Here is a 24,271-nt window from a genome sequence, read left to right on the forward strand (position 1 = left end):
TTTGGTAGGTGCCGCGCCGTCCGCGCACGTCCTAGGCTGCGATCATGCTCTTCGCCTTGCTGGTACCCGATCCCGGCAGCCGGCGGGCCACGGCGCGCAACCGGCTGGCCGACGCGATCGCGGTCGCGCTCGCGCTGGCCTACGGGTCGCTGATGCTGCTGCTCGGCGACGCGACCCGGCCCGGCGCGTTCCTGCCCTGGCAGGTGGACGTCGCGATCGGCCTGGCCTGCGCCGCGGCGCTGCTGCTGCGACGCCGGCACCCGCTGGGCGTGACGGTCGCGCTGCTGCCGTTCGGCGCGGTGTCCATCATGGCGACCGGGGCGATCACGATGGCGCTGTTCACGGCCGCGGTGCGGTTCCGGCCGCCACTGCTGCTCCTGCTCGGTGCGGTCAACGTGGTGACCGGCGGGATCTACTTCATGCTGCACGCGCGCCCCGCGTACGAGATCTGGGTCGATCTTTTGATCCGCACGGTGGTGACCGCGGCCGCGCTCGGCTGGGGCCTGTTCATGCAGGCCTACCGGCGGCTCACCGCGTCGCTGCGGGAACAGGCCGCCCGCCTGCGGGCCGAGCAGGAGCTGCGGGAGGACCGCGCCCGGCTCACCGAGCGGGCCCGGATCGCCCGCGAGATGCACGACGTGCTGGCCCACCGGATGTCGCTGATCAGCCTGCATGCCGGCGCCCTGGAGGTGCGCGAGCGGGTCTCCGCCGACGAGCTCAGCGTCGCCGCCGGCGCGATCCGGACCAGCGCGCACGAGGCCCTGGAGGAGTTGCGCGCGGTGGTCGGGGTGCCGAGCGGGCGGCCGGAGCCGCCGCAGCCCGGCCTCGCCGACATGGCCGGGCTGGTGGCGAGCGTGCGGGCGGCGGGGATGGCGGTGGACTACGCCAACGCGGTGCCACCGGACGGGCCGCCGGTGGTGCTCGGCCGCACCGCGTACCGGATCGTCCAGGAGGGTCTGACCAACGCCCGCAAGCACGGCTCGCGGCCGGCCGCCGCCGTGCGCGTGGCCGGCAGCGCCGGTCGCGGTCTGCGCATCACGATCACCAACCCCCTTTCCGGTACGGCGACAGCGCACGCCCCCACCTCCGGACTGGGGCTGGTCGGGATCGGCGAACGGGTCGCGCTCGCCGGCGGCCAGGTGCGCTTCGGCCCCGAGCGGGGCGAGTTCCGGCTGGAGGCCGAGCTGCCGTGGCCGACCTGACCAGCACCGGCGAGACCGTCGCCGCCCGGCCGATCCGGCTGGCCATCGTGGACGACGACCCGCTGGTCCGGGCCGGCCTGCGCATCCTGGTCGGCGGCTCGCCGGACATCGAGGTGGTGGCCGAGGCCGGCGACGGCGCGCAGGCCGTCACGGTGGCCGGCGCGCACTGGCCGGACGTGATGCTGATGGACATCCGGATGCCGGGCGTGGACGGGCTGGTCGCCACCCGCCGGATCCGCTGCCGGGCCGGGGCACCGCAGGTGATCGTGCTGACCACGTTCGACGCGGACGAGTACGTGCTGGAGGCGCTGCGCGGCGGGGCCAGCGGATTCCTGCTCAAGGACACCCCGCCGCGGGACATCCTGGCGGCGGTGCGCACCGTGGCGTCCGGGGCGGCGAGCCTGTCCCCCACGGTGATCCGCCGGCTGATCGACCACGTCGCCGATCCGGCGGCGGGCAGCCGCCGGGCCGGCGCCCGCGCGCGGCTGGAGGTGCTCACCGACCGGGAACGCGAGGTGGCGGTGCTGGTCGGGCACGGCCGGTCGAACGCCGAGATCGCCGCGGACCTGAGGATGGGCGTGCCGACCGTGAAGGGGCACGTCTCCCGGCTGCTGACGAAGCTGGATCTGAACAACCGGGTGCAGATCGCCCTGCTGGTCCACGACGCCGAGTGGATCTGACGTCCGGCCCGGCTGCCGGTCGCCGCCTCGCCCCCCGAGCGCGGCGCCGGCAGCCGGCCCGCCATCGCGGCTGACGCTCAGTGTCGTTCCCGGGCCCGCGGGCGAGCACTGGGCGTCAGCCGGGGGGTCAGGCGGGCACGGGGGTCGGAGTGGGCTGCTCGGCGACCGGCAGGCGGCGCAGGTCGCGGGCGATCAGCCCGAAACCGGCGAGCAGCAGCAGCGGACCGGTCACCCCGATCGGGCCGAGCCCGAGGCCGAGGAACGCGGCGATGCCGGCGACCACGAGCGCCGCCGTCCACCAGCGGGTCACCCGGCTCACCGCGGCGCCCACCGCCACCGCGATCAGGCCGAGCAGACTGAACACCATGCTGGGCAGCGCCCAGCCGAAGGTGAACGCCGGCAGCCCGCCGAGAGCCTCCGCCACCCTGTCGGCGGTGGCCGCGTCGAGCACCTGCCGGGCCGCCAGGTCCGCGCTGTCACCCACCATCAGGCCGCTGAAGTTGATCAGCGCGAGGACCGCGACACCGGCCGCGACCTGGGTGAACCGGTTGGCACGGGCCGCCACGGCGAGCACCGCGGGCACGAACAGCACCCACGCCAGGTGCAGGAAGAGCGCGCTGACCTGGGTCTGCACCGGCTTCGCCACGCTGTCCGCGAGGTCGCCGGACCAGTCCGGAACCGTCGCCATGCCGATCGCGAACGAGAGCGGAGCGGCGTACAGGCAGATCTGTCCGAACGCGCGCCGGAAGGCGCCGAAGGTGTCCGGCTCGGCGCCGGCCGGCCGCGGCCGGACCAGGCGCCAGGCCGCCGCGCCGTAGGCGCCGATCATGACGATCGGGCCGAGCAGGCAGAGCGGCACCGGCGAGATCGCGAACGCGAAGTAGAGCGCCATGCCGAGCAGGGCCGCCCCGGCGGTCCACCAGTCGATCACCCGGCCGCGGGCGGCGGCGATCGGGGTCAGGATCAGCGACAGACCCCATCCGATCAGGCCCGGCCACTGCCAGCCGGCGACCGTCACGCTCATCGCCAGGAACTTCTCGTCGACCGCCCGCACCTGGTCATCGGGCAGGGTCTGCTCCAGTGCGAGCAGCACGAAGTCGTTGGCCATCAGCGCCGAGAACGTGGTCAGGCCGATGATCACCGCGATCCAGGCGATGCGCGCCAGCACGGCGCCGCGCTGCCGGATCGGCGCGAGCAGGCCCAACAGGCCGGGTACGAACAGCACCCACGCCCAGTGCAGCAGAATCGAGTGCGCCTGGACCGCGCCCGGGTGCTGCCGGTAGATCCCGTACTGCTCCGGGATGCCGAGCGCCGGGTCGACCCCGGTCGCCACGGTCAGTGCGATCGGCGCGGCCACCAGGCTCGCGGCCGCTGCTTTACGCCACATCGTGTTCCTCCCCCTAGTCTGTGGACGTCGGCGGGGAACGTTACGAACGGTTCGCCGGGGCGTCGCCCGTACCGGGAGTGATCCGTTCTCCCCCGCGCGGCGGACGCCCGGTCATCCTCGGGGTGGGTTCGCCCGCCCGGCGCGACCCGTACCGTCGACGCGTGTTACGGCAACAGCTGGGGCGGATCCGCCGTACGGACGTGGCGGTCGCCGCCGGGTTCGCGGTCTTCGCCCTCCTCGAAGAGCTCCTGATCAAGTGGCCGGGCGACTGGTGGCCGTTCGCGCTCACCGGCGCCACGCTGCTCATCCTGGTCCGGCGGCTGATCCCGGTGCTCGCCATGATCCCCAACGCGCTGGCGGTGATGGAGACCTTCTACGAGGAGGCGACCATCGGCGGCGAGGAGACCGTCAACTTCCGCCTCTGGCAGGTGGTCGCGATGATCATCTGCGCCTACACGGTCGGCCGTTGGGTGCCGCCGTTCGACGCCCGCCGGCGGATCGTCCGGCGCGGGCTGCTGGGCGCGGCCACGATCGTGCTCACCGTCGCGACGTACTGGTACTTCAACCCGGAAGATCCGATGATCGACATCTTCATTCCGGTCGCGCCGTACGTGCTGGGCATCGTGATCTCGGTGCAGGCCCGCAAGCTGACCGAGGCGGCGGGTGTGCGGGCCGAGTTCCGGGAGCGGCAGGCCCGCGAGGCGGTCATGGAGGAGCGGGTGCGGATCGCCCGCGAGCTGCACGACATGGTCGCGCACAGCGTCACCGTGATGGTCATCCAGGCCGGGGTGGTGCGCCGCCGGCTGGACGCGGGGCTGCCGGTGGACGCGCAACTGTTGCAGGGCATCGAGTCGGCCGGGCGGGACGCGGTGACCGAGCTGCGCCGTACGCTCGGGCTGCTGCGCGGTGACGGTGCCGAGACCGCGCAGCCGCCGGTCGGCATGGACCGCCTGGATGATCTCGTCGGCCAGGTCCGCGAAGCGGGCCTGCCGGTGACCGTGCGGCGCTGCGGCGACCCGGTGCCGCTGCTGCCCGCGGTGGACGTCTCGGCCTACCGGATCGTCCAGGAGGCCCTGACCAACGTGCTGAAACACGCGCACGCCACCTCGGCCGGGCTGACCGTGGACTACCGCGCGGACGGCCTGCACCTGGAGGTGGTGAACGACGGTCCGCCCGCTCCCCCGGCGCCGGGCGGCGGCCAGGGGCTGATCGGGATGCGCGAGCGGGCCAGCCTGTTCGGCGGGGAACTGCACGCGGGGCCCCGGCCGCAGGGCGGGTTCGAGGTCCGGGCGCGGCTGCCCGTGCCGGCGGTCGTGGAGGGGGCGGCCCGGTGACGATCAGTGTGGTGATCGCCGACGACCAGCGGATGCTGCGGGCCGGCCTGCGGATGGTGATCGAGACCGAGCCGGACATGAACGTGGTCGGCGAGGCGAGCGACGGCGTCGAGGCAGTCTCGGTGGCCCGGCGGCTGCGCCCGGACGTGGTGCTGATGGACATCGCGATGCCCCGCCAGGACGGGCTGACCGCCACCCGGACCCTGCTCGGCGCCCCGGATCCGCCGCGGGTCATCGTGCTGACCACGTTCGACTCGGACGAGAACCTGTACCGGGCGCTGCAGGCCGGGGCCAGCGGATTCCTGCTGAAGGTCTCCTCGCCGGAACATCTGATCACCGCGATCCGGGTGGTGGCGGCCGGTGAGGCGCTGCTCGATCCGGCGGTCACGACGCGGGTGATCTCGGCGTTCGCCGGGCGGCCCGGGCCGGTGCCGCCGCCGGAGGTGGGCGAACTGACGCCGCGTGAGGTCGACGTGCTGCGGCTGATGGCGCGTGGGATGTCGAATTCCGAGATCGCGGCGGCGCTCACCGTCGGCGAGGCGACGGTGAAGACGCATGTGGCGCGGGTGCTGATGAAACTCGGGTTGCGGGACCGGGTGCAGGCGGTGGTTTACGCGTACGAGTCCGGGCTGGTCCGCGCCGGCGGCGGTTGACCGCATTCCGGCCGGGCCGGGGAGCGCAAATGTCCGGCATTCCGTGGACCGTTGTGCAGCGAGAACAGCCGGGCCCGGAACGCCTGCTGGCGTCCCGGGCCCGGGCTGTCTTACTGGTCGAGCGGAAGGTCCGGAGATCCGGGCTTTCACCCCGACGGTGACTTACAGGAAACGCTCGCGCATCCTGACGTCAGCGGTGCTCAGGCAGAAGCTCCGCCGATACCGAGGATGCCGATCCCGGACAGGATGTTCGAGCCGTTGAGCAGGCCGACATTGGTGTCGCCGCCGCCGTAGCCGCCGCTCAGGCCGTGGACGTAGCCGCCACCGTTGCTGTAGCTGCTCAGGTAGCCGCTCGGGTAGTAGCAGTCGTCGTCCTCGACGTCGAGGATGATCGGCCGCGGCGCGCTGTGAACCACCGCGAGGCCACCGCCCGAGTTGCAGGGCTTACGGCAGCCGGTGTCCGCGGCGGAGGCGGGACCGGCCAGGGCCAGGCTCGCGCCGGTGGCCAGGAAGAGACCGCCGAGGAACAGAGCCGTACGACGCATGATGTTTCCTTTCGGGACGTTGTTTCGACTAAGGAGAGTCTGTCCCAATGGCTGGCTAAATTCTCCGATTTTGACCCGATATTCGACGTTCGGTCAGGATTTAGTGGAATCTGCTCCGGGCCCGGAGAATGCGGGTTATGGTCGCGCGGGGCATTGCTTTCCCCGGCCGTCCCGCAAACGCCGAAAGGCCCCCGTCCGCAGTGCGGTCGGGGGCCTTTCCACATTCCTACAAACGCACTCCGAGCAGGGCATTCACCGTCTCGGACATCAGCGCCGGCGCATCCGTGTCGTCGCCGGCGCCGGCCAGTGCGGCCTCCGCCCAGGCGTCCACCAGAGCCAACACGCCCGGCGTGTCGAGATCGTCGGCCAGAGCCTCCCGGACCGCGCCGAGCAACCCGGCGCCGGACGGGCCGGCCGCAGCAGCCGCCGCCTCGCGCCAGCGCGCCAGCCGGCCCAGGCCCGCCTTCAGCACGTCGTCGGTCCAGTCCCGGTCGCTGCGGTAATGGCCGGAGAGCAGGCCCAGGCGAACCGCCATCGGGTCCACGCCGTCGCCGCGCAGCCGGGACACGAAGACCAGGTTGCCCCGCGACTTCGACATCTTCTCGCCGTCCAGGCCGATCATGCCGGCGTGCGCGTAGTGCGCGGCGAACGGCTCCGCACCGGTGAGCACCTCGGCGTGCGCCGCCGAGCACTCGTGGTGCGGGTAGAGCAGGTCGTTGCCGCCGCCCTGCACGTCGATCGTGTCGCCGAGCAGGTCCAGCGCGATGGTGGCGCACTCGATGTGCCAGCCGGGACGGCCCGGGCCGAGCTCGCCACCGTCCCAGACCGGCTCGCCGTCGCGGGCGCCGCGCCACAGCAGCGGGTCGAGCGGGTCACGCTTGCCGGCCCGCTCCGGGTCGCCGCCCCGCTCCGCGGAGAGCGAGATCATCTCGTCGCGCGACAGGTGCGACTCGTAACCGAAGCGGGGTGCGGCGCTGATGTCGAAATAGACGTCGCCGGTGCCGTCGTCCAACCGGTACGCCGCGCCGCGGCCGACCAGCTCGGTCACGTGCCCGACGATCTTCGGGATCGACTCGACCGCCCCGACGTAGTGGGCCGGCGGAATGATCCGCAGCGCCTCCATGTCCTCACGGAACAGCGCGGTCTCGCGCATCGCCAGCACGATCCAGTCCTCGCCGTCGCGCTGCGCACGCTCCAGCAGCGGATCGTCGATGTCGGTCACGTTCTGCACGTAACGCACGTCGTGGCCGGCGTCGCGCCACATCCGGTTCACCAGGTCGAAGGTGATCATCGTGGCGGCGTGCCCGAGGTGGGTCGCGTCATACGGCGTGATGCCGCAGACATACATCGTCGCCGTCGAGCCCGGCGTGCTGGGTTGCACCGACCCACGCGCCGTGTCGTAGAGCCGCAGCGGTGCGCGCCCCGGCGTTTCCGGCAGGCGAGGTACGTCGTGCCCGGTCCAAGCGTCCATGGTCGGAGCCTATCCAGCGGCACCCGCGCGCACCCTGGGCGCGTGACCTAAACCTCTACGGCGCCGGCGCCGTCAGATCGGCGGCCACGGGATGGCCGGCCAGTCCTGCGGCGGTTTCGGGAACTTGCAGGCCCGCAGCAGCCGCTTGAGCCGCAGCGCGGTGTGCTGCACCTCGGAGATCGTCAGGTGCTCCTCCAGCAGCGCGCCGAGCGGCCCGGAGAGCTGCTCGCCGAGCTTGGTGAGCACCTCCACCGCCTCGTCCGGCAGCGGGCGGCCGGTCCAGCCCCACAGCACCGTGCGCAGCTTGTTCTCCACGTGGAAGCTGACGCCGTGGTCCACCCCGTGCACCCCACCGGTGGACGGGTAGAGCACGTGCCCGCCCTTGCGGTCGGCGTTGTTGATCACCGCGTCGAAGATCGCGAGCCGGGCCAGCCGCGGATCGTCGGCGTGCGCCAGCGCATAGGCGTCGCCGTCGTCGTCCCGGGCGGCGGCCACCGCGAACCAGCCGGGCGGCACGTCGTAGGCCGGGACGAAACCGATCAGGCCGGGCGCCTCCTCCGGCTCGTCGATCCACAGCTGCAGCGCGCCCGGCCCCAGCGGGCCGTCCCGCAGGATCGTCGGCGGCACCAGATCCCAGCCGGTGGCCCGGGACACCAGATATGCCGAGACCTCACGCCCGGCCAGCGTGCCGTCCGGAAAGTCCCAGAGCGGGCGCTCACCGCGGACCGGCTTGTAGACGCAGCGCCGGGTCAGCCCGTCCAGGCTGATCTCGGCACGCAGTGTGGTGTTGGAGGCGTCCACCAGACGCCCCTCGATCTCGATCCGGCCGCGGCCGAGCAGTTCGAGCGCGTCCGACTCGGCGAGCACGGCCGTCGGCTCAGCCGTCACCGGTGGTAACCGTTGTGCCGGGGACAGAGGTGACCGGCCGGGTCGAGCGGCTGGCCGCAGAGCGGGCACGGCGGCCGGCCGGCCGCCACCACCCGGCGGGCCCGGTCGATGAACGCCCGGGTCGCCTCCGGAGTCAGCCGGACCCGCAACCGGTCCAGATCGTCGTCCGGCTCGTCGTCCTCGGCATCCTCGTCGTCGTCGACGTCGTCGCCACCCAGCTCGGCGCCGGACAGGCCGGCCTCGGGCTCACCGGCCTCGATCGCCTCGATCACCACGGTGCTGGTGTCCACGTCGAAGGCCAGGCCCAGCGTGCCGACCCGGAACTCCTCGTCGACCGGCGTGTCGAGCGGCTCGTTGTCGTGCACCGCCGGCAGCGAGCCCTCGGGCAGGGAGACACCGAACCGCTTGTTCGCCTCGACCAGCAGCTCCTCGAGCTTCTCGGCGAGCAGCGACACCTGAACCTTCTCCAGGGCGACGCTGATCACCCGGCCACCACCGCGGGCCTGGAGGTAGAAAGTGCGGTCCCCCGGCTCGCCCACCGTCCCGGCGACGAACCGCTCGGGCGGCTCGAAGGCATGCACTTGGTGGGTCATGGGGACAACCCTAACCATCGTCGCTGCCGACCGCGCGGGTCACTGTGCCGGGTTCGCCGAGGGCGCAAAGGGGCACACGCTGCGGCGACAGTGCAGTCACAGAGCGTGAATTACACGCCGCCTCCGGCGCCGCCACCCACCGCCGCGTCACTCTCGGCGGCCTTCTCCCGGTCCTGAGTTTTCGGGGGTACGAGCGAGCCCAGCTCACCGGTCTCGTTGAGCCGGACCAGGAACGGCCGGGTCGGCGTGTAACGGATCACCGTGATCGACGCCGGGTCCGCCACGATCCGCTGGAACTGGTCCAGGTGCAGGCCCAGCGCGTCCGCCGCGATGGCCTTGATCACATCGCCGTGGCTGCACGCCAGCCAGACCGCCTCCGGGCCGTGCTCCGCGGTCACCTTCGCGTCCCACGCCCGCACCGCCGCGACCGCCCGAGCCGACATGTCGGCCATCGCCTCCCCGTTCGGGAAGACCGCGGCGCTCGGGTGCTGCTGGACCACCGGCCAGAGCGGCTCCTTCGCCAGCTCCTTCAGCGGGCGGCCCTCCCAGTCGCCGTAACCGCACTCGATCAGGCCGTCGTCGGCGACCGGCTCGGCCTGCGGCAGCGCCACCTGAAGGGTCTGCCGGCAGCGGATCAGCGGACTGGTGACCACCGCGGCGAGCGGCAGCTCCCGCAACCGCTCACCGACCCGGGCGGCCTGCGCGCGGCCGGTGTCGTCGAGCTCCACCGGTTGCCGGCCGGCCAGGCCGCCGGACGCGTTCGCCGTGGTCCGGCCGTGCCGCAGCAGCAGAACGGTCGCCATCAGCCCGCCACACCCGCCTCGTCGAACGCCTCGGCGACCGTGCGCAGCGTGGCGATCCCGCCGTCCAGGTCGCCCACGTACGGGCTGATCGACAGCGTGCCGACGCCCGCCGCCGCGTACTCGCGGAGCCGCTCGCGGATCCGGTCCTTGGTCCCGATCAGCGAGGTGCGCTCGATGAACTCCTGCGGCACCGCCTCGGCCGCCTCGGCCACCTGCTTGCTCAGGTAGAGATCCTGGACCCGCTTCGCCTCCTCGGCGTAGCCCATCCGCACCGCGAGCTTGTTGTAGAAGTTCTGCTCCCGGCTGCCCATCCCGCCGATGTAGAGCGCCGCGTACCACCGGATCACGTCGGCGCAGGCGGCCAGGTCGTCGCCGAGCACCACCGGCACGGTCGGCGCCACGTCGAAACCGGTCATGTCCAGCCCACGCTTCTCCCGGCCGCGGGCGATGTGGCCCAGATGGTCGGCGGCCGCGTCCGGGGCGAAGAAGATGGCCAGCCAGCCGTCGGCGATCTCACCGGCCAGCTCCAGGTTCTTCGGCCCGACGGCGGCCAGATAGACCGGAATCTCGGTGCGCGGCGGGTGGAAACCCAGCTTGATCGCCTTGCCGGCGCCACCGGGAAGCGGCAGCGTGTAATGCTCGCCGGCGTAGGACACCGGCTGCCGGGCGACGGCCATCCGCACGATGTCCACGTACTCCCGGGTGCGGGCCAGCGGCTTGGCGAACCGCACCCCGTGCCAGCCCTCGGAGACCTGCGGGCCGGAGACGCCGAGCCCGAGCCGGAACCGGCCGCCCGAGATCGCGTCGATGGTCGCGGCGGTCATCGCGGTCATCGCCGGGGTCCGCGCCGGGATCTGCATCACCGCGGCGCCCAGGTCGATCCGCTCGGTCTGCCCGGCGAACCAGGCCAGCATGCTCACCGTGTCCGAGCCGTACGCCTCCGCCGCCCACACCACGGAGTAACCGAGCCGGTCGGCCTCCCGTGCCATGGCCAGATGGTCGGCGGGCGTGCTCCACGCCGTCTGATAGCCGAGGCTGAGTCCGAGCCGCACGTACGCCTCCCGAGATCTTGTGTTCCGCCGCCGCAAAGCATATTTCCGTCCGGTAACCGACGCGCCGCGTGGGGCCGGGCCATTTCGCTATGCAACCAGTCTGAATAAGGTTCACTCATGCATCAGCGACCGCTCGGCCGAAGCGGGCTAGCGGTTTCGCGGCTCGCGCTCGGCACCATGACCTGGGGACGCGACACCGACCCCGACGACGCGGCCGACCAGTTGAAGATCTTCCTGGAGGCCGGCGGCACGCTGATCGACACCGCGGATGTGTACGGCGACGGCGACGCCGAGTCGGTGATCGGCTCCCTGCTCGACCACCTGGTGCCCCGCGACGAGGTGGTGATCGCCACCAAGGCCGGTCTCACCCCGCACCGCTACCGTCCGCGGGACGGCTCCCGTGGCAACCTGCTGCGTTCGCTCGACGCGTCGCTGCGCCGGCTCGGCACCGACTACGTCGACCTGTGGCAGGTGCACGGCTATGACGCGCAGACCCCGTTCGAGGAGACGCTGTCCGCCCTCGACCACGCCGTCGCCACCGGCCGGGTGCGGTACGTGGGGGTCTCCAACTTCGCGACCTGGCAGACCGCACGGGCGGCGACGTGGCAGTCGGCGTACCCCGGACGGGCCCCGATCGTGGCCGCCCAGATGGAGTACTCGCTGCTGGAGCGCGGCATCGAGCGGGAGCTGCTGCCGGCCGCGGCGGCCCTGGGCTTCGGGGTGCTGGCCTGGTCGCCGCTGGGCCGTGGCGTGCTCACCGGCAAGTACCGCAACGGCCGCCCCCTGGACTCGCGGGGCGCCTCCGAGCACATGGCGCCGTTCGTGCAGACGTATCTGGAGCCGCGCAGCTCCAGCATCGTCGAGGCGGTGGTGATCGCGGCGGGCGGCCTCGGCGTCTCCCCGCTCGAGGTCGCGCTCGCCTGGATCCGGGACCGGCCGGGGGTGGCCGCCCCGATCCTGGGCGCCCGCACCGCCGGGCAGCTGCAGGGCGCCCTGCGCAGCGAGCAGCTGGTCCTGCCGCCGGAGATCGCGATGGCGCTGGACGACGTGTCCGCGATCGACGTCGGCTATCCGGAACGCGAAGGCGTCGGTTACCCGCACACCGACGGATGAGCCGGCTGCTGCGCCCGCTGGTCACCGCCGCCACCTACCGGCGGGCGGTGTTCCTGCTGCTCGGGGCGGTGCTGGCGCTGCCGTACGCGTTGGGCACCGGGCTGCTGGTGCAGACCGTGGTGCGCAGCGGCGGCAGCGAGCCGGGCCTGCTCGCCAGCATCGCGGTGGCCGCGGTGATCGCGCTGATCCCGCCGTTCCTGAGCGGCACCCGGGAGCTGGAGATCGCGGCGGCCCGGGCGCTGCTCGAGGTGGATCTGCCCGCCCACGACCGGGGCCGGCCGCCGGAGCTGGAGACCCGGCTACGCGCCGCGCTCTGGTTCGGGCTGCACCTGCTCAACGGGGTGGCGATCGGCACGGTGGTGCTCATCGCCGTCCCGGTCGCGATGGTGGCCCTGACCGGTGGGTCCGGGCTGGGCACCGGGCCGTCCCGGTGGTGGATCCCGGCCGGGCCGCTGCTGCTGATCGCCGCGCTCTACGCGACCGCCGGGCTGGGCCGGCTGGCCGCCACGATGGCGCCGGTGCTGCTCGGCCCCTCCCCCGCCGCGCGTCTCGCCGAGGTGCGCGAGCAGGAGCGGCGGCTCGCCGAGCGCAACCGGCTGGCCCGTGAGCTGCACGACTCGGTCGGGCACGCGCTGACCGCGATGACCCTGCAGGCCGGGGCGGCGCGGGCGGTCTTCGATCACGATCCCGGCTTCGCCCGGCAGGCGCTGGGCGCGATCGAGGAGACCGGGCGGACGGCCACCGGCGAGTTGGACGCGGTCCTCGGCATCCTGCGCGACGAGGCCGCGGCGCTGGCGGCCGCGCCCACCCTCGCCGACCTGGGCCGGCTGCTCACCGGCGACGTGCGGGCCGAGGTGGCGGAGGTGGACGTGCCGCCGCAGGTGTCGCGGGAGGCGTTCCGCATCGTGCAGGAGTCATTGACCAACGCGGCCCGGCACGGCACCGGGCCGGCCACGCTGCGCATCCGGCAGGAGGACGAACTGGTGATCGAGGTGACCAACCCGGCGGTGGCCGGGGGCAGCGTTCGCGACGGGGGTCACGGTGTCGCGGGCATGCGGGAACGGGTGCGGCTGATCGGCGGCGCCCTGACCGCCGGGCCGGCCGGGGACCGCTGGGAAGTGATCGCCCGGCTGCCGCTGTCATGACCGGGGTGCTGATCGTCGACGACGACGCGCTCGTGCGGGCCGGGCTGCGGGCGATCCTCGCCGCCGAGCCGGACCTCACCGTCGCCGGCGAGGTCGCCGACGGCACCGAGGTGCTGCCCGCGGCGCTGCGGCTGCGGCCGGACGTGGTGCTGATGGATGTGCGGATGCCGCGGATGGACGGCATCCAAGCGACCCGGCTGTTGCTCGAACGGTTCCCCGAGCCGCCCAGGATCCTGGTGGTGACCACGTTCGCCAACGACGAGTACGTCTATCAGGCGCTGCGCGCCGGCGCGGCCGGGTTCCTGCTGAAACGCTCCCGGCCGGAGCAGATCGTCGAGGCGGTCCGGGTGGTGGCCCGCGGTGACTCGCTGCTGTTCCCGGAGGCGGTCCGGCGGTTGGCGGCGGCGTACGGCCCGCCGGACGGCCGGGTCGGTGAGGCGGGGCTGACCGCCCGGGAGGCCGAGGTGCTGACCCTGATGGCGGAGGGCCTGTCGAACGCGGAGATCGCCGAGCGGCTGGTGCTCGGGGTCGAGACGATCAAGACGCATGTCGGGAGCGTGCTGGGCAAACTCGGGGTGCGGGACCGGACCCAGGCGGTCGTGGTCGCGTACCGGTCGGGGTTCGTCTCCCTCTGAGAGGGGATGCGGTCCCCTCCGCGCGGGGATCTCCGCCGTGCTCCTGCGCGCGAGCGTGGAGGCATGACGAACACGGCGTGCAAGGTGGCGGCCGGCTGGGCCGCCGGGTACGGCACTCTCGCCCTCGGCTGGACGATCACCGGGCGCGGGTTCCCGTTCGGCACCAACGACCACCACAACGGGATCAGCAACGCCCTGCGTGAACTCGACCCGGGCACCGGCGCGCCGATCTTCGCGGCCGTGCTGCTCGCCACCGCGGTGGCGCTGCTGATCGCGGCGGGCAACCCGGCGCCGGCGCGACCGGGACGGCTGGCGATCCTCGGCCTGCTGTGGCCGGTGGCGGCCGCACTGCTGATCGTGGTGCCGGACGCGCGGCTGCTGGCGCTGGCCGGTTACGCCCCGATGCTGATCGCCGGGCTGCCGTTCGGCTGGCCGCCGGTGGACTACTCGGCGATCTTCACCTGGAACCTGGGCAACCAGCTGGTCGCCGTGATCGGTGGGGTGCTGGTCGCCCGGGCCGCGCTGACCTGGCAGCGGCGCAGCGCGGGAGCGTGCGAGCGGTGCGGGCGCCGCGCCACCGGCGGCGGCGGCTGGACCGAACCGGAACGGGCCGCCCGGTGGGGCCGGGTCGCGGTCGGCGTCGCCGCGACGGTGCCCGCCCTCTACGCGGTGTCGCGGCTGTCGTGGGCGGCCGGCATCCCACTCGGCATCGACGACGCGTTCCTCGAGCAGATGCGCGCCGAGGGGATCCTCGTCGCGGCCGCCGGGCTGGGGTCGTTCGCCCTGGTGGGTGCGGTGCTGACGCTCGGGCTGGCGCAGCGCTGGGGCGAGCGGTTCCCGCGCTGGATGATCGGCCTGGCCGGCCGCCCGGTGCCGATCCGGCTGGCGACCGTCCCGGCGACGGTCGTGGCGATCCTGGTCGCGGCCGCGTCGGTGTCGCTGTTCACCGCGCCGGGCGCCGGGAACCTGTTCACCGGAGCGTCCGCGCCGGGCCTGCTGTGGCCGCTGTGGAGTGTGGCGCTGGGCGCCGCCGCCTACGCCTACCACCTGCGCCGCCGCCCTGCCTGCGGGCGCTGCGGGAGGCCCGCCGAGGCCGGGCGGGAATCACGGCGGGAGGGGCTGGTGCCCCAGCCCGGGGCGGGAGCATATTAGATCGCATGGACTACGAATACGCGCCGCTGCGGTTGCCTTCGAATGTCGATCGTCTGACCGCGGCGGCGCAGCTCGCCATACAGGCGGAGTTCTCCGGCTGGGAGCTGGCCAAGGTCCAGCTCTTCCGCGACGGCACCCGCAAGGTGATGCTCCGCCGCCGGGTCCAGCCCACTCCCCAGCCCAATCTGAGTTACTGAGAAGCCCGTCCGGCGGTTGCCGGACGGGCTTCCTCGATATGGCGCGCCGGCCGCGTCACGGTGCCCCCTGCACCGCTACTCCCAGGGACGGCGGCCCATGGGAATGAGCCGCCCCGGGCGGTGTAGTGACGCGGGAGCAGTAGGCCGTACCGATGAGGGACCGTGACCTGGTCGCCTCGAGCGACCAGGTGGTTCTCAATGGTTGTGGCCCGCGTGGTCCTCTTCCTCGTCGGGCAGGAAGGGGTGCTCGTCGAGGCGGCCGACCAGCTGGTCGCCCTCGACCGGGGCGAACGGGCCGCTGCCGTCGGCGTCGTCGAAGGCCTCCAGGTCGAGCGGCGCGGTGACCTCGGTGACCGTGAGCAGGCCGTCGAGCGGCTCCAGCTCCGGCACGTCGAGCGAGGCCAGGGATCCGTCACCGGCCTGGAGCAGCTCCAGCACGGCCTCGCCGACCGACTCGACCGGGCCCGGGTCCTCGTCATCCGGCACCGCGCTGCGGCGGGCCGTCTCGGCGACGCGCAGCAGCGCGGCGACGCTGGGCACCCGGTAGTCGCGGCGCTGCCGGACCGAGACGACCTGCGGGTACGGGTCGCCGGCGCCATCCTCGGCACCGTCGCCGACCATGCCGAAGCGGTGGTCCGCCTCGTCCGGATCGATCGACTCGACGTCCCACGGCGTGACCTCGCCGTAGGCGTCGAGCAGCTTCTCGTCGTACGCGAAAGAGGCGTTGTTGAGGTCGACGTATGCCTGCCAGACGTCGTCGTCGTCAATCCGCCCGGCGGCCGCCTTGACGGCCGCGAGGTGCGCCCGCGCCGCCTCGACCACCTGTTCGAGGGCGGCGTCGAGCTCAGCGTTCTGGTCGCTCATCTGGGGGTCCTTCCGGAATCAGCTGTTTCGGAGCAGTCTGTCGAGCACACGCACGCCGAACTTTAGTCCCTCCACCGGAACCCGCTCGTCGATGCCGTGGAAGAGAGCACTGAAGTTGAGGTCCGGCGGCAGCCGCAGCGGCGCGAACCCGAAGCAGCGGATGCCCAGGGTGGCGAACGCCTTGGCGTCGGTGCCGCCCGACATCAGGTACGGCACGGTACGCGCACCCGGGTCCTCGGCGCGCAGCGCGGCCCCCATCGCGTCGACCAGCGCACCGTCGAAGGAGGTCTCGACGGCCGACTGCTGGTGCACGTGCTCGATCTCCACGTCCGGCCCGATCACCTCGCGCAGTTCGGCGAGGAAGGCGTCGGCGTGCCCGGGCAGGGTGCGGCAGTCGATGGTGGCCGAGGCCTTGCCGGGGATGACGTTGTCCTTGTAGCCGGCTTCCAGGCGGGTCGGGTTGGCGGTGTTGCGCAGGGTGGCGCCGATCAGGTTGGCGATCGGGCCGAGCTTGGCCACGGCCAGTTCCGGCTGCTCCGGGTCGAGGTCGATGCCGAGCGCCTCGCTGACCTGCTCCAGGAAGGTCCGCACGGTCGGGGTGAGCACCACCGGGAAGCGGTGCCGGCCGACCCGGGCGACCGCCTCGGCGAGCGCGGTGACCGCGTTGTCGTCGTGGATGAAGGAGCCGTGGCCGGGGCGGCCGTGCGCGTGCAGGCGCAGCCAGTCCAGGCCCTTCTCGGCGGTCTGCACCAGGTAGAGGCGCAGGTCGTCGTTGATCGTGTAGGAGTACCCGCCGACCTCGCCGATCGCCTCGGTGCAGCCCTCGAAGAGGTCGGCGTGGTTGCGGACCAGCCACTGGGAGCCGTACTCCATGCCGGCTTCCTCGTCGGCGGTGTAGGCCAGGACGATGTCGCGCGGCGGGGTGTAGCCGGTGCGCTGCCACTCGCGGACCACGGCGAGCACCATCGCGTCGAAGTCCTTCATGTCGACGGCGCCGCGGCCCCACAGATAGCCGTCCTTCTCCTCGCCGGCGAACGGCGGCACCGACCACTCGCCGGCGTCGGCCGGCACCACGTCGAGGTGGCCGTGCACCAGCAGCGCGCCGCGGGAACGGTCGGCGCCGGGGATGCGGGCGATCAGGTTGGCCCGCGTGGGCGCCGATTCGAGCAGCCGCGTCTCGATGCCGACCTCGTCGAGCCGCTCGGCCACGTACTCGGCGGCGACCCGCTCGCCCACGGTGGTCCGCGGGTCTCCGGTGTTGGTGGTGTCGATGCGCAGCAGGTCCCGGCAGAGGCCGGTGACCTCGTCCACGGCGGTGGTGTTCATCCGCCTTTCTTACCAGTAAGAGGGTGCAAGTCTTCAGTCCGATCCCGGGGTGGTCGGATGGGGAAGTTTGGGCGGAGAGCGGTACCGGGTATCCCGGCGCCGTGTCTGAAGTGAATCTTCCCCCGTTGCCGCCGGTCGGCGGTGAGACCTCCGGGCGCAGCATCGTCGATGTCCTCGGCGAGCAGCACCGGGAGCTGCTCGCGCTCGCCGACCGGCTGACCGGCGACCCGGACGACTCCCGCGTGGCGTCGGTCCTGGTCGCGACGCTCTCCCGGCACCTGTCCGCGGAGGAGCAGTATCTCTATCCGGCGATCCGGGCCGTGGTGCCGGGCGGCGACGCGATCGCCGATCGCGAGCTGGCCGAGGACCGCGAGTTGCTGCTGCTGATGGCCGGGCTGGAGAGCGACGGTACGGCCGGGCCCGTGGTCGAGGCCGTCCGGCGGCACGTCGCTGCCGACGCCGAGGAGCTGTTCCCGCTGCTGGAGCAGATGGTCCCGGCCGAGGACATGATCCGGCTCGGCAACCGGGTGGAGACCGCCGAGGAGGCCGCGCCGACCCGGCCGCACCCGCGTACGCCGTCGACGCCGCCGTGGAACAAGGTGGTCGACCCGGCCCTCGGCGTGATCGACAAGATCCGCGACATGGTGACCGCTCGCACCACCTATGCGCGTGATCTGTAACGGATTGCGGAGAACATGCGGTAAGCGGAGTCTGTGCTGTTCGTTAATATGTTTGTCACAGCTTGCGGATCTTTCCCCGGCTCACAGGGCTAGCTTTCGATCCCATTAACGTCCTAACGTCACGCTATGAACCTCGAGCTGCGGCATCTGAAGGTGGTCTGCGCCATCGCGGAGACCGGCAGCGTGACCAAAGCCGCGTCCCAGCTGGGTCTGGCCCAACCGGCGCTCACCGCGCAATTGCAGCGCATCGAGCGCACCCTGGGCGGACCGCTTTTCGACCGGGACCGCCGCGGCGCACGCCCGACCGCACTGGGTGAGCTGGTGCTCTCACGCGCCAGGGTGCTGCTGCCCGCCATGAAGGGCCTGCAGGACGAGGCCGCCCGGCTGGCCGCCGGTGGCGGCGACATGATGAGCCGTTACCGGATCGGCGCGGTCGGCGGGCCGGTGGTCGCACACCTGGTGCACCGCCTCGCCGAGGCGCAGCCGGACGCCCAGATCACCACCCACGCGTCGTACTACGTGGACGAGCTGGCCGCCATGGTGCTCGCCGGGAAGCTGGACTACGCCCAGGTCGGGGTCTGCGGCGACGCCCTGCCGTCAGCCGAGTTCGGGCTGGTCTGGCAGACCATCGCGGTCAACGCGGTCTGCGTGCTGATGCCCGAGGACCACCCGCAGGCCAAGGAGAAGGACGTGGACCTCGCCGAGCTGGCCGAGGAACACTGGGTGGCCGGCGCCGGCGACACCTGCTTCTCCGACTGCTTCGCCGCGGCCTGCGCGCGGGCCGGGTTCGCGCCGCGCAAGATGCTCGAGACCGACGCGCGGGCCTGCGTCGACATGGTCGAGCTGGGCCTGGCGATCGGGCTGTGCCAGGCCACCTTCCGTCCGCCCGCCGGGCTCACCAGCCGGCCGCTGCGGGGTGCCCCGCTGCGCTGGCGGCTGGTCCTGGGCTGGCACCCCGACTCGCCGGCGGCTCTCAGCGCACCGGCGCTGATGGTGCTCGCCGACGAGGCGTACCAGGACGTGATCGCGCGCAACGAGGCCTACGTGGAGTGGATGCGCTCCGCACCGGAGGTCAGCGGCATCACGCCGCTGGCGACGGTGCAGGAGGCCGCCTGAGTCGGGCGACCTCCTGCAGCACCGTCCCTATCGCGTGCCGGCGGGCTGCGAGCTGGACTCCACCTCGAAGGTCAGCTCGCCGTCACGGGCATCCACCCGGACCGTGCGGCCCGGGGCGAGATCCGCCGCGAGCAGCATCTTCGACAGCCGGTTGTCCAGCTCCCGCTGGATGGTCCGGCGCAGCGGCCGGGCGCCGAACTCGGGCTGGAAGCCCCGCTCGGACAGCCAGTCCACGGCCGCGTCGGTGATCTCCATGCGGACGTCCTGCGCGTGCAGCCGGCGCCGGGTCTCCTCCAGCATCATCTCGGTGATCCGGTGCAGCTGGTCGTTCTCCAGCTGCCGGAAGATGATGATCTCGTCGATCCGGTTGATGAACTCCGGCCGCAGCTGCTCCTTGAGCCGCCGGTCGATCCGGTCCCGCAGCTCCTCGTCGGCGGAGCGGCCGTTGTCCGCGGCGCCGAAGCCGACGCTGCGGGTGCTCCCGCTGATCAGGTCCGACCCGAGGTTGCTGGTCATGATCAGGACGGTGTTCTTGAAGCTGACCGTCCGGCCCTGGCTGTCGGTGAGCCGCCCGTCGTCGAGCACCTGGAGCAGGATGTTGAAGACGTCCGGGTGCGCCTTCTCGATCTCGTCCAGCAGCACCACGCTGTACGGCCGGCGGCGGACCGCCTCGGTCAGCTGCCCGGCCTCGTCGTAGCCGACGTATCCGGGCGGGGCGCCGACCAGCCGCGACACCGTGTGCCGCTCCTGGAACTCGCTCATGTCCAGCCGGATCATCCGGTCCGGCTCGCCGAACAGCGCCTCGGCGAGTGAACGCGCCAGCTCGGTCTTGCCGACACCGGTCGGGCCGAGGAACAGGAAGCTGCCGACCGGCCGGTCCGGGTCGCCCAGCCCGGCCCGCGAGCGGCGGACCGCCTCGGCGACCGCGGCGACCGCGTCCTCCTGGCCGATCACGTGGCCGTGCAGGTGCTCCTCGAGGCGCAGCAGGCGGTCCCGCTCGGCCTCGGTGAGCTGCGCGACCGGGATGCCGGTGGCCCGGGAGACCACCTCGGCCACGTCCGCGTCGGTCACCTGCGGCACGCCGTCGGGTCCGCTGCCGGCCCCGGCGATCTGCGCCTTCAGCTCGTTGATCTGGTCACGCAGTTGGGACGCCTGCTCGTAGTTCTCCGCGGCGACCGCCTGGTCGCGGTCCCGGGAGAGCTGCTCCAGCCGGCGCTCGCGTTCGCGCAGACCGGCGTCGGGCGTCTTGGTGCGCAGCCGGACCCGGGCGCCGGCCTGGTCGACCAGGTCGATCGCCTTGTCCGGCAGGAACCGGTCGGTGATGTAGCGGTCCGAGAGCACCGCCGCGGCGTCGAGCGCCTCGTCGGCGATCCGCACCTGGTGGTGGGCCTCGTAGTTGTCTCGCAGCCCGCGCAGGATCGCCACGGTGTCCTCGACGGTCGGCTCGCCGACCAGCACCGGCTGGAAGCGCCGCGCCAGCGCGGCGTCCTTCTCGATGTGCTTGCGGTACTCGTCGAGCGTGGTCGCGCCGATCACGCGCAGCTTGCCGCGGGCCAGCGCCGGCTTGAGCATGTTGCTGGCGTCCATCCCGCCGCCCTCGCCGCCGCCACCGGCGCCGACCAGGGTGTGGATCTCGTCGAGGAAGACAATCAGGCCGTCACCGGACGCCTGGATCTCGTCGATCACCTTGCGCAGGCGCTCCTCGAAGTCGCCGCGGTAGCGGGTGCCCGCCACCAGACCGGCCAGGTCGAGCTGGATGACCCGCTTGTCCTGCAGGGTCAGCGGCACGTCGCCGTCCACGATGCGCTGGGCCAGGCCCTCCACGATCGCGGTCTTGCCGACCCCGGCCTCACCGATCAGCACCGGGTTGTTCTTGGTGCGCCGGGACAGGATCTCCACGGCCTGCTCGATCTCGTCGGCCCGGCCGATCACCGGGTCGATCTCGCCCCGCCGGGCGGTCTCGGTCAGGTCCACGCCGAACTGCTCCAGCGTCGGGGTCTGCGCCGACGACGAGCCGCGCGAACCGCCCTGCCCGCCACCGCCGCCGGTGGCCGGGGTCTCCGGGTGCGGCATCGAACGCGGGTCGAGGCGGCCGGCGAGCATCCGCCCGGCGGCCGAGTCGGTGTTCAGCCCGAGCGCCATCAGGATGTGCTCCGGGCCGATGTAGGAGGCGCCCACCGCACGGGAGATCTGCAGGCTGTCCAGCAGCGCCCGCTTCGCGGCCGGGGTCAGCGCGACCTGCTCGGGCAGGTCACGGCCGGCCGCGCCCATCTCGGCCCGGCGGTTCGCCGCGGCGGTCTGCGCGACCTCGCCGCCGGCCTGCGCGTCCAGCTCCCTCAGCAGGGTCTCCGGGTCGGTGCCCGCGCGGCGCACCGTCTGCTTCATCGGCTCCTGCTGGAGCACGGCCCAGAGCAGGTGATCGGTGTCGAGGTCGGCGAGGGGACGCTCCCCCGTCGCCAGCTCGGCGGCCCGGCGTGCCCCGTCGGTGAGCACCTGGCGGGCGTCGTTGCTCATGTATCGCGCGATGTCGAAGCGCTGCGCCGCCCGGCGCGGCTCGGCCGCACCGAAGAAGCGCGCGAACAGGTCGTCCCACTGGCCGGGCCCGGACGGCCCGAACGGTCCGATGCTCATCAGTCTCTCTTCTCCTGGTACCTCGCGGGCGGCCGGGAACGTCTGCACCGCTACCCGGCCGCTGGGGCGGGAAGTTGCTCGCCCGGGTGTTAGAAGCGCCTCAAGTCGCCTCCTGATTCCCGGATCGCGCGAAAAGTTGACAGGAGTACGCTCAACTTCGTGGCCGTACCTTCCGATCCACCGCCCCACTCTCTGGCCCCGGCCTTCCAGGAGCCGACGTCCCAGGAGCCAGCATCGCAGCCGCCGCCGCCTCCGGCGGCGATATCCGCCGAGGTCGTGCCGCTGATCGTGGTCGACGGCGCCAACGTCGTCGGTTCCGTGCCGGACGGCTGGTGGCGCGACCGGGCCGGTGCGGCGGTCCGGCTCCGCGACCGCCTGGCGACGGTTCCCGCCGCCGGCCTGAGCGACATCCCGGCCCCGGTCGAGGTCGTCCTGGTCGTCGAGGGCCGCGCCCGCGACATCCCGCAATCTCCCGACGGCGTGCGCATCGAGCGCGCCACCGGCTCCGGCGACGACAAAATCATCGATCTCGTACGGGAGACAGCCGCCCACCGCCGCGTCGTCGTCGTGACCGCTGACCGGGGTTTGCGCGCGCGAGCCGTCGCCCTGGGCGCCGAGATCCGCGGCCCCTCCGCAGTCCCCCGCTAGCCGCCGCCGAGCCGATCTGCCAGCGCACCTTCCCCACTCAGCGCTTGTTTCTGCGGCCTCGCACCGCCACTTCCATCCAGATCTTGGCGGCTGGCGCCCATGTTTCGGCCCGAACTTGCCAAGATCTCCGCGGCGCCGCCGCGCAGCGAGCCGCCACCAGCTGTGTGGTCGGCGGGGAGAGCGAATGCCCGGCTGGGCCGCGGTTGGCCGGGGTCTGCCAAAACGGGGCATCCGAGGACGGCGGCACCGTAACCGGACAGTAGGCTGAAGTCGCAAGCCGGACTCTCAACGGGATGCAGGTCGGATGGTTGCCTGCAGGGCCATCCAGCGCCCCGAGAGAGAGGAAAGCATGCCGAACGAGACTCGTAGCCGCCGCCCGAGGTGGCTGCCAAGCAACGCCACGATCATCGCCATCGCCACGCTTCTCGCGGCTGTCGCGTCAGTGATCGCAGCACTGTCAGGAAACGGCCCCGCCTGACCTGGGTTAGCAGCTCAGGACGGGACCGACAGGTCGGACGCTCCGCTCCACCGCAGCCAGCAGACAGGGCGGGCGCTCCCTACTTCGACATTACCCTCGGGCGGGTCGGATTCACCGCTGACGTACCAAGGCGTTCGCGGTGAGGATGACCCGCTCGGGTGGAAGACGCCGGCGTCGTCCGCGCCGCTCGGAGGCCGATCCGGGGGGCCGCCGTGGCGGGCGCGCGCTTGATCATCCACAATGGATCTCTCCGGAGACGGCGATCACCAGGGCAGTTACCCGGAGCCTCCACCGGGTGGGCGGGATCCCGAGGTGCTTGACGGATTGCGCACCCGCGCCAATTTGGGGGCTCCAGGGACGGCCCCGCCGAAACCGGGCGTTACGCTTAGGTGCAATCAGAAAGACGTACAGGAGGCACCGCGGGTGGCCAGTGTCGCCGAGTTAAGGGCTGCCGTCGACGCCGCCCTGCAGCAGGTGACGGAGGGGCAGGCAGCCATCCAGGCGGCCCGGGAGAAGCTCGGCGAGGCACAGCAGAGCCTGGCCCAGGCCCTGGACGGCAGCGCCAATCCCGAGGTGCAGAGCGCGCACGCCTCCCTGTCCCACGCCGATCAGCAACTCGAGGAGTGCATGGGCTCCACCGCGCAGGCGATCGAGCAGGCACAGACCTACACGGCGAACCTCTGACGCGATGTCGCTGCTGCAGGAACTCGGCGCCCAGCTCCGCGCCACCTCCGACGACCTGCCCACCGGGCTCGTCACGACGGCGCTGGCGCGGCTGGAGAGCGCCACCCGGATGCTCAACTGGGTGCGCGAGGAGTCCCAGCAGGACATCGGGGTGACCCAGCTGGGGCACGCCACCGAGCACGCGGAGAGCGCGGCGGCCGCGCTGCGGGCGGCGCAGGACGCGGTCTCGGCCTATCTGGCCCTGCTCGGGCTGTCCGGTGAGCCGAGCGCCGCGCCTCAGGACTGGCGGACCGCGGTCGCGCCGCGGGAGCCAAGCTCGGCGCCCGCCGAGAAGGAGGGCGAGCCGGCGCCGGAGACCCTCGGCCCGTGGTGGCAGCAGCGCGTCGCCCAGCTCACCGGTGAACCGGCGCCGCCGCAGGACAAGCCCGGCCGGGAGGACACCGACACCGCCGAGCTGCTGCGCCGGGTCGCGGCCGGGGTGCGTTCCGGGGACCGGGCCCGCCTCGGGCGGGAGCTGCACGCGGTCAACGCGTCGACCGGGCTGGGCCTGTCCGCGGTCAGCTCACCGGTGCTGCACCGCCTCGCCGGCGACCTGCTCGGGCACGAGCCGCGCCCGGAGGACGTGCCGCGCCTGCGCTCCGCGGCGGAGAGCCGGGTCCGGTCGCTGCTGCCGGGCACCGAGCCGGCCGTGCTGGAGACGCTGATCGACCGGATCTGCCGGGTGCCGGTGCGGCAACAGCAGCAGGAGAACCGGCCCACCGCGCATCCCGCCGACAGCGCGGTGACCGCCGGCGTGCTGACCGGGGTGCTGCTGGCCCGGCTCGGCCGCGACGCCGAGACGCTGCGGCCGGACGCGCCCGAGCCGGTGCGCAACGACGCCGAGTCCGGGGAGGGCCGCCCCTGCTGGTCACGCTGGAGACCGCGCCCGCATAGCAAAAGGCCGGCCCGAAGGCCGGCCTCTGTTTCGTGCGCGGTGTCAACCGCGCTCCTCCTC

24 protein-coding genes are annotated in these 24,271 nt (G+C 72.8%); 14 read left to right on the forward strand and 10 right to left on the reverse strand.

Annotated features, from left to right (window positions below):
- Positions 1 to 44: 44 nt before the first annotated feature.
- Together AB0F81_RS17120 and AB0F81_RS17125 are read left to right on the forward strand one after the other, a co-directional pair.
- Entirely contained in the window at positions 45 to 1,202 is a 1,158-nt protein-coding gene (locus AB0F81_RS17120; protein ID WP_360197871.1) for a histidine kinase, read from the forward strand.
- Complete coding sequence (locus AB0F81_RS17125) at positions 1,190 to 1,882, forward strand: response regulator transcription factor (RefSeq protein WP_360197874.1); 693 nt, start codon at positions 1,190 to 1,192, stop codon at positions 1,880 to 1,882. The genes AB0F81_RS17120 and AB0F81_RS17125 overlap by 13 nt, the downstream gene beginning before the upstream one ends.
- A gap of 127 nt (positions 1,883 to 2,009) precedes the next feature.
- On the opposite strand, the gene AB0F81_RS17130 is transcribed toward AB0F81_RS17125, so the two are convergent.
- The gene (locus AB0F81_RS17130) at positions 2,010 to 3,269 is read right to left on the reverse strand and encodes a hypothetical protein (RefSeq protein ID WP_360197876.1); all 1,260 of its coding nucleotides are present in this window, start codon (positions 3,267 to 3,269) and stop codon (positions 2,010 to 2,012) included.
- A gap of 161 nt (positions 3,270 to 3,430) precedes the next feature.
- Between AB0F81_RS17130 and AB0F81_RS17135 the strand changes: the two genes are divergently transcribed.
- Complete coding sequence (locus AB0F81_RS17135) at positions 3,431 to 4,603, forward strand: histidine kinase (RefSeq protein ID WP_360197878.1); 1,173 nt, start codon at positions 3,431 to 3,433, stop codon at positions 4,601 to 4,603.
- A complete protein-coding gene (locus tag AB0F81_RS17140) occupies positions 4,600 to 5,256 on the forward strand; it encodes a response regulator transcription factor (RefSeq protein ID WP_360197881.1) in 657 nt (218 codons plus the stop codon). Before AB0F81_RS17135 ends, AB0F81_RS17140 begins: the two co-directional genes overlap by 4 nt.
- A gap of 200 nt (positions 5,257 to 5,456) precedes the next feature.
- Here the strand turns inward: AB0F81_RS17140 and AB0F81_RS17145 are convergent, their stop codons facing one another.
- From AB0F81_RS17145 to AB0F81_RS17170, 6 genes are all read right to left on the reverse strand, one after another.
- On the reverse strand, positions 5,457 to 5,801 hold the full coding sequence (locus AB0F81_RS17145; RefSeq protein ID WP_360197884.1) for a hypothetical protein: 345 nt from the start codon (positions 5,799 to 5,801) through the stop codon (positions 5,457 to 5,459).
- A gap of 226 nt (positions 5,802 to 6,027) precedes the next feature.
- The gene (gene mshC, locus AB0F81_RS17150) at positions 6,028 to 7,272 is read right to left on the reverse strand and encodes a cysteine--1-D-myo-inosityl 2-amino-2-deoxy-alpha-D-glucopyranoside ligase (RefSeq protein ID WP_360197887.1); all 1,245 of its coding nucleotides are present in this window, start codon (positions 7,270 to 7,272) and stop codon (positions 6,028 to 6,030) included.
- A gap of 72 nt (positions 7,273 to 7,344) precedes the next feature.
- Complete coding sequence (locus tag AB0F81_RS17155; protein WP_360197941.1) at positions 7,345 to 8,139, reverse strand: SCO1664 family protein; 795 nt, start codon at positions 8,137 to 8,139, stop codon at positions 7,345 to 7,347.
- 17 nt (positions 8,140 to 8,156) lie between these two features.
- On the reverse strand, positions 8,157 to 8,753 hold the full coding sequence (locus tag AB0F81_RS17160; protein WP_360197890.1) for a DUF3090 domain-containing protein: 597 nt from the start codon (positions 8,751 to 8,753) through the stop codon (positions 8,157 to 8,159).
- A gap of 110 nt (positions 8,754 to 8,863) precedes the next feature.
- The gene (locus tag AB0F81_RS17165; protein WP_360197893.1) at positions 8,864 to 9,556 is read right to left on the reverse strand and encodes a histidine phosphatase family protein; all 693 of its coding nucleotides are present in this window, start codon (positions 9,554 to 9,556) and stop codon (positions 8,864 to 8,866) included.
- Positions 9,556 to 10,608 (reverse strand): LLM class F420-dependent oxidoreductase, encoded by a 1,053-nt coding sequence (locus tag AB0F81_RS17170; RefSeq protein ID WP_360197896.1) that lies wholly within the window; start codon positions 10,606 to 10,608, stop codon positions 9,556 to 9,558. The genes AB0F81_RS17165 and AB0F81_RS17170 overlap by 1 nt, the downstream gene beginning before the upstream one ends.
- A 117-nt stretch (positions 10,609 to 10,725) precedes the next feature.
- Between AB0F81_RS17170 and AB0F81_RS17175 the strand changes: the two genes are divergently transcribed.
- The 5 genes from AB0F81_RS17175 to AB0F81_RS17195 all read left to right on the forward strand — a co-directional run bounded on the left by AB0F81_RS17175 (position 10,726) and on the right by AB0F81_RS17195 (position 14,850).
- Positions 10,726 to 11,721, forward strand: coding sequence for an aldo/keto reductase (locus tag AB0F81_RS17175; protein ID WP_360197899.1), 996 nt, complete (start codon positions 10,726 to 10,728; stop codon positions 11,719 to 11,721).
- Entirely contained in the window at positions 11,718 to 12,866 is a 1,149-nt protein-coding gene (locus AB0F81_RS17180; protein ID WP_360197902.1) for a histidine kinase, read from the forward strand. The genes AB0F81_RS17175 and AB0F81_RS17180 overlap by 4 nt, the downstream gene beginning before the upstream one ends.
- Positions 12,863 to 13,501 (forward strand): response regulator transcription factor, encoded by a 639-nt coding sequence (locus AB0F81_RS17185; RefSeq protein ID WP_360197905.1) that lies wholly within the window; start codon positions 12,863 to 12,865, stop codon positions 13,499 to 13,501. Before AB0F81_RS17180 ends, AB0F81_RS17185 begins: the two co-directional genes overlap by 4 nt.
- Positions 13,502 to 13,564: 63 nt before the next feature.
- Positions 13,565 to 14,653, forward strand: a complete 1,089-nt coding sequence (locus AB0F81_RS17190; protein WP_360197908.1) for a hypothetical protein — start codon at positions 13,565 to 13,567, stop codon at positions 14,651 to 14,653.
- Between the two features lie 5 nt (positions 14,654 to 14,658).
- On the forward strand, positions 14,659 to 14,850 hold the full coding sequence (locus tag AB0F81_RS17195) for a DUF5703 family protein (RefSeq protein ID WP_328476863.1): 192 nt from the start codon (positions 14,659 to 14,661) through the stop codon (positions 14,848 to 14,850).
- Positions 14,851 to 15,045: 195 nt separating this feature from the next.
- Here AB0F81_RS17195 and AB0F81_RS17200 read toward each other — a convergent pair whose 3' ends face one another.
- Both AB0F81_RS17200 and AB0F81_RS17205 read right to left on the reverse strand, forming a co-directional pair.
- Positions 15,046 to 15,714 (reverse strand): hypothetical protein, encoded by a 669-nt coding sequence (locus AB0F81_RS17200; protein ID WP_360197911.1) that lies wholly within the window; start codon positions 15,712 to 15,714, stop codon positions 15,046 to 15,048.
- Positions 15,715 to 15,732: 18 nt separating this feature from the next.
- On the reverse strand, positions 15,733 to 17,040 hold the full coding sequence (locus AB0F81_RS17205) for a M20/M25/M40 family metallo-hydrolase (protein WP_360197914.1): 1,308 nt from the start codon (positions 17,038 to 17,040) through the stop codon (positions 15,733 to 15,735).
- Between the two features lie 101 nt (positions 17,041 to 17,141).
- Here AB0F81_RS17205 and AB0F81_RS17210 point away from each other — a divergent pair, with 101 nt between their 5' ends.
- The gene (locus AB0F81_RS17210) at positions 17,142 to 17,720 is read left to right on the forward strand and encodes a hemerythrin domain-containing protein (protein ID WP_360197917.1); all 579 of its coding nucleotides are present in this window, start codon (positions 17,142 to 17,144) and stop codon (positions 17,718 to 17,720) included.
- A 126-nt stretch (positions 17,721 to 17,846) separates the two neighbouring features.
- On the forward strand, positions 17,847 to 18,836 hold the full coding sequence (locus AB0F81_RS17215) for a LysR family transcriptional regulator (protein WP_360197920.1): 990 nt from the start codon (positions 17,847 to 17,849) through the stop codon (positions 18,834 to 18,836).
- A gap of 27 nt (positions 18,837 to 18,863) precedes the next feature.
- Here the strand turns inward: AB0F81_RS17215 and AB0F81_RS17220 are convergent, their stop codons facing one another.
- Positions 18,864 to 21,467: an ATP-dependent Clp protease ATP-binding subunit gene (locus AB0F81_RS17220; protein ID WP_360197922.1), complete on the reverse strand. Its 2,604-nt coding sequence runs from the start codon at positions 21,465 to 21,467 to the stop codon at positions 18,864 to 18,866.
- Positions 21,468 to 21,743: 276 nt separating this feature from the next.
- Between AB0F81_RS17220 and AB0F81_RS17225 the strand changes: the two genes are divergently transcribed.
- The 3 genes from AB0F81_RS17225 to AB0F81_RS17235 form a co-directional block, all read left to right on the forward strand.
- Positions 21,744 to 22,115, forward strand: coding sequence for a hypothetical protein (locus tag AB0F81_RS17225; RefSeq protein WP_360197944.1), 372 nt, complete (start codon positions 21,744 to 21,746; stop codon positions 22,113 to 22,115).
- 901 nt (positions 22,116 to 23,016) lie between these two features.
- The gene (locus AB0F81_RS17230) at positions 23,017 to 23,277 is read left to right on the forward strand and encodes a hypothetical protein (protein WP_360197925.1); all 261 of its coding nucleotides are present in this window, start codon (positions 23,017 to 23,019) and stop codon (positions 23,275 to 23,277) included.
- A gap of 4 nt (positions 23,278 to 23,281) precedes the next feature.
- Positions 23,282 to 24,271 (forward strand): hypothetical protein (locus AB0F81_RS17235; RefSeq protein WP_360197928.1); only part of this gene is annotated, 990 nt, incomplete at its 3' end.

Origin of the sequence: Actinoplanes sp. NPDC024001, from assembly GCF_040638955.1 — a bacterium.
Taxonomy (GTDB): domain Bacteria; phylum Actinomycetota; class Actinomycetes; order Mycobacteriales; family Micromonosporaceae; genus Actinoplanes.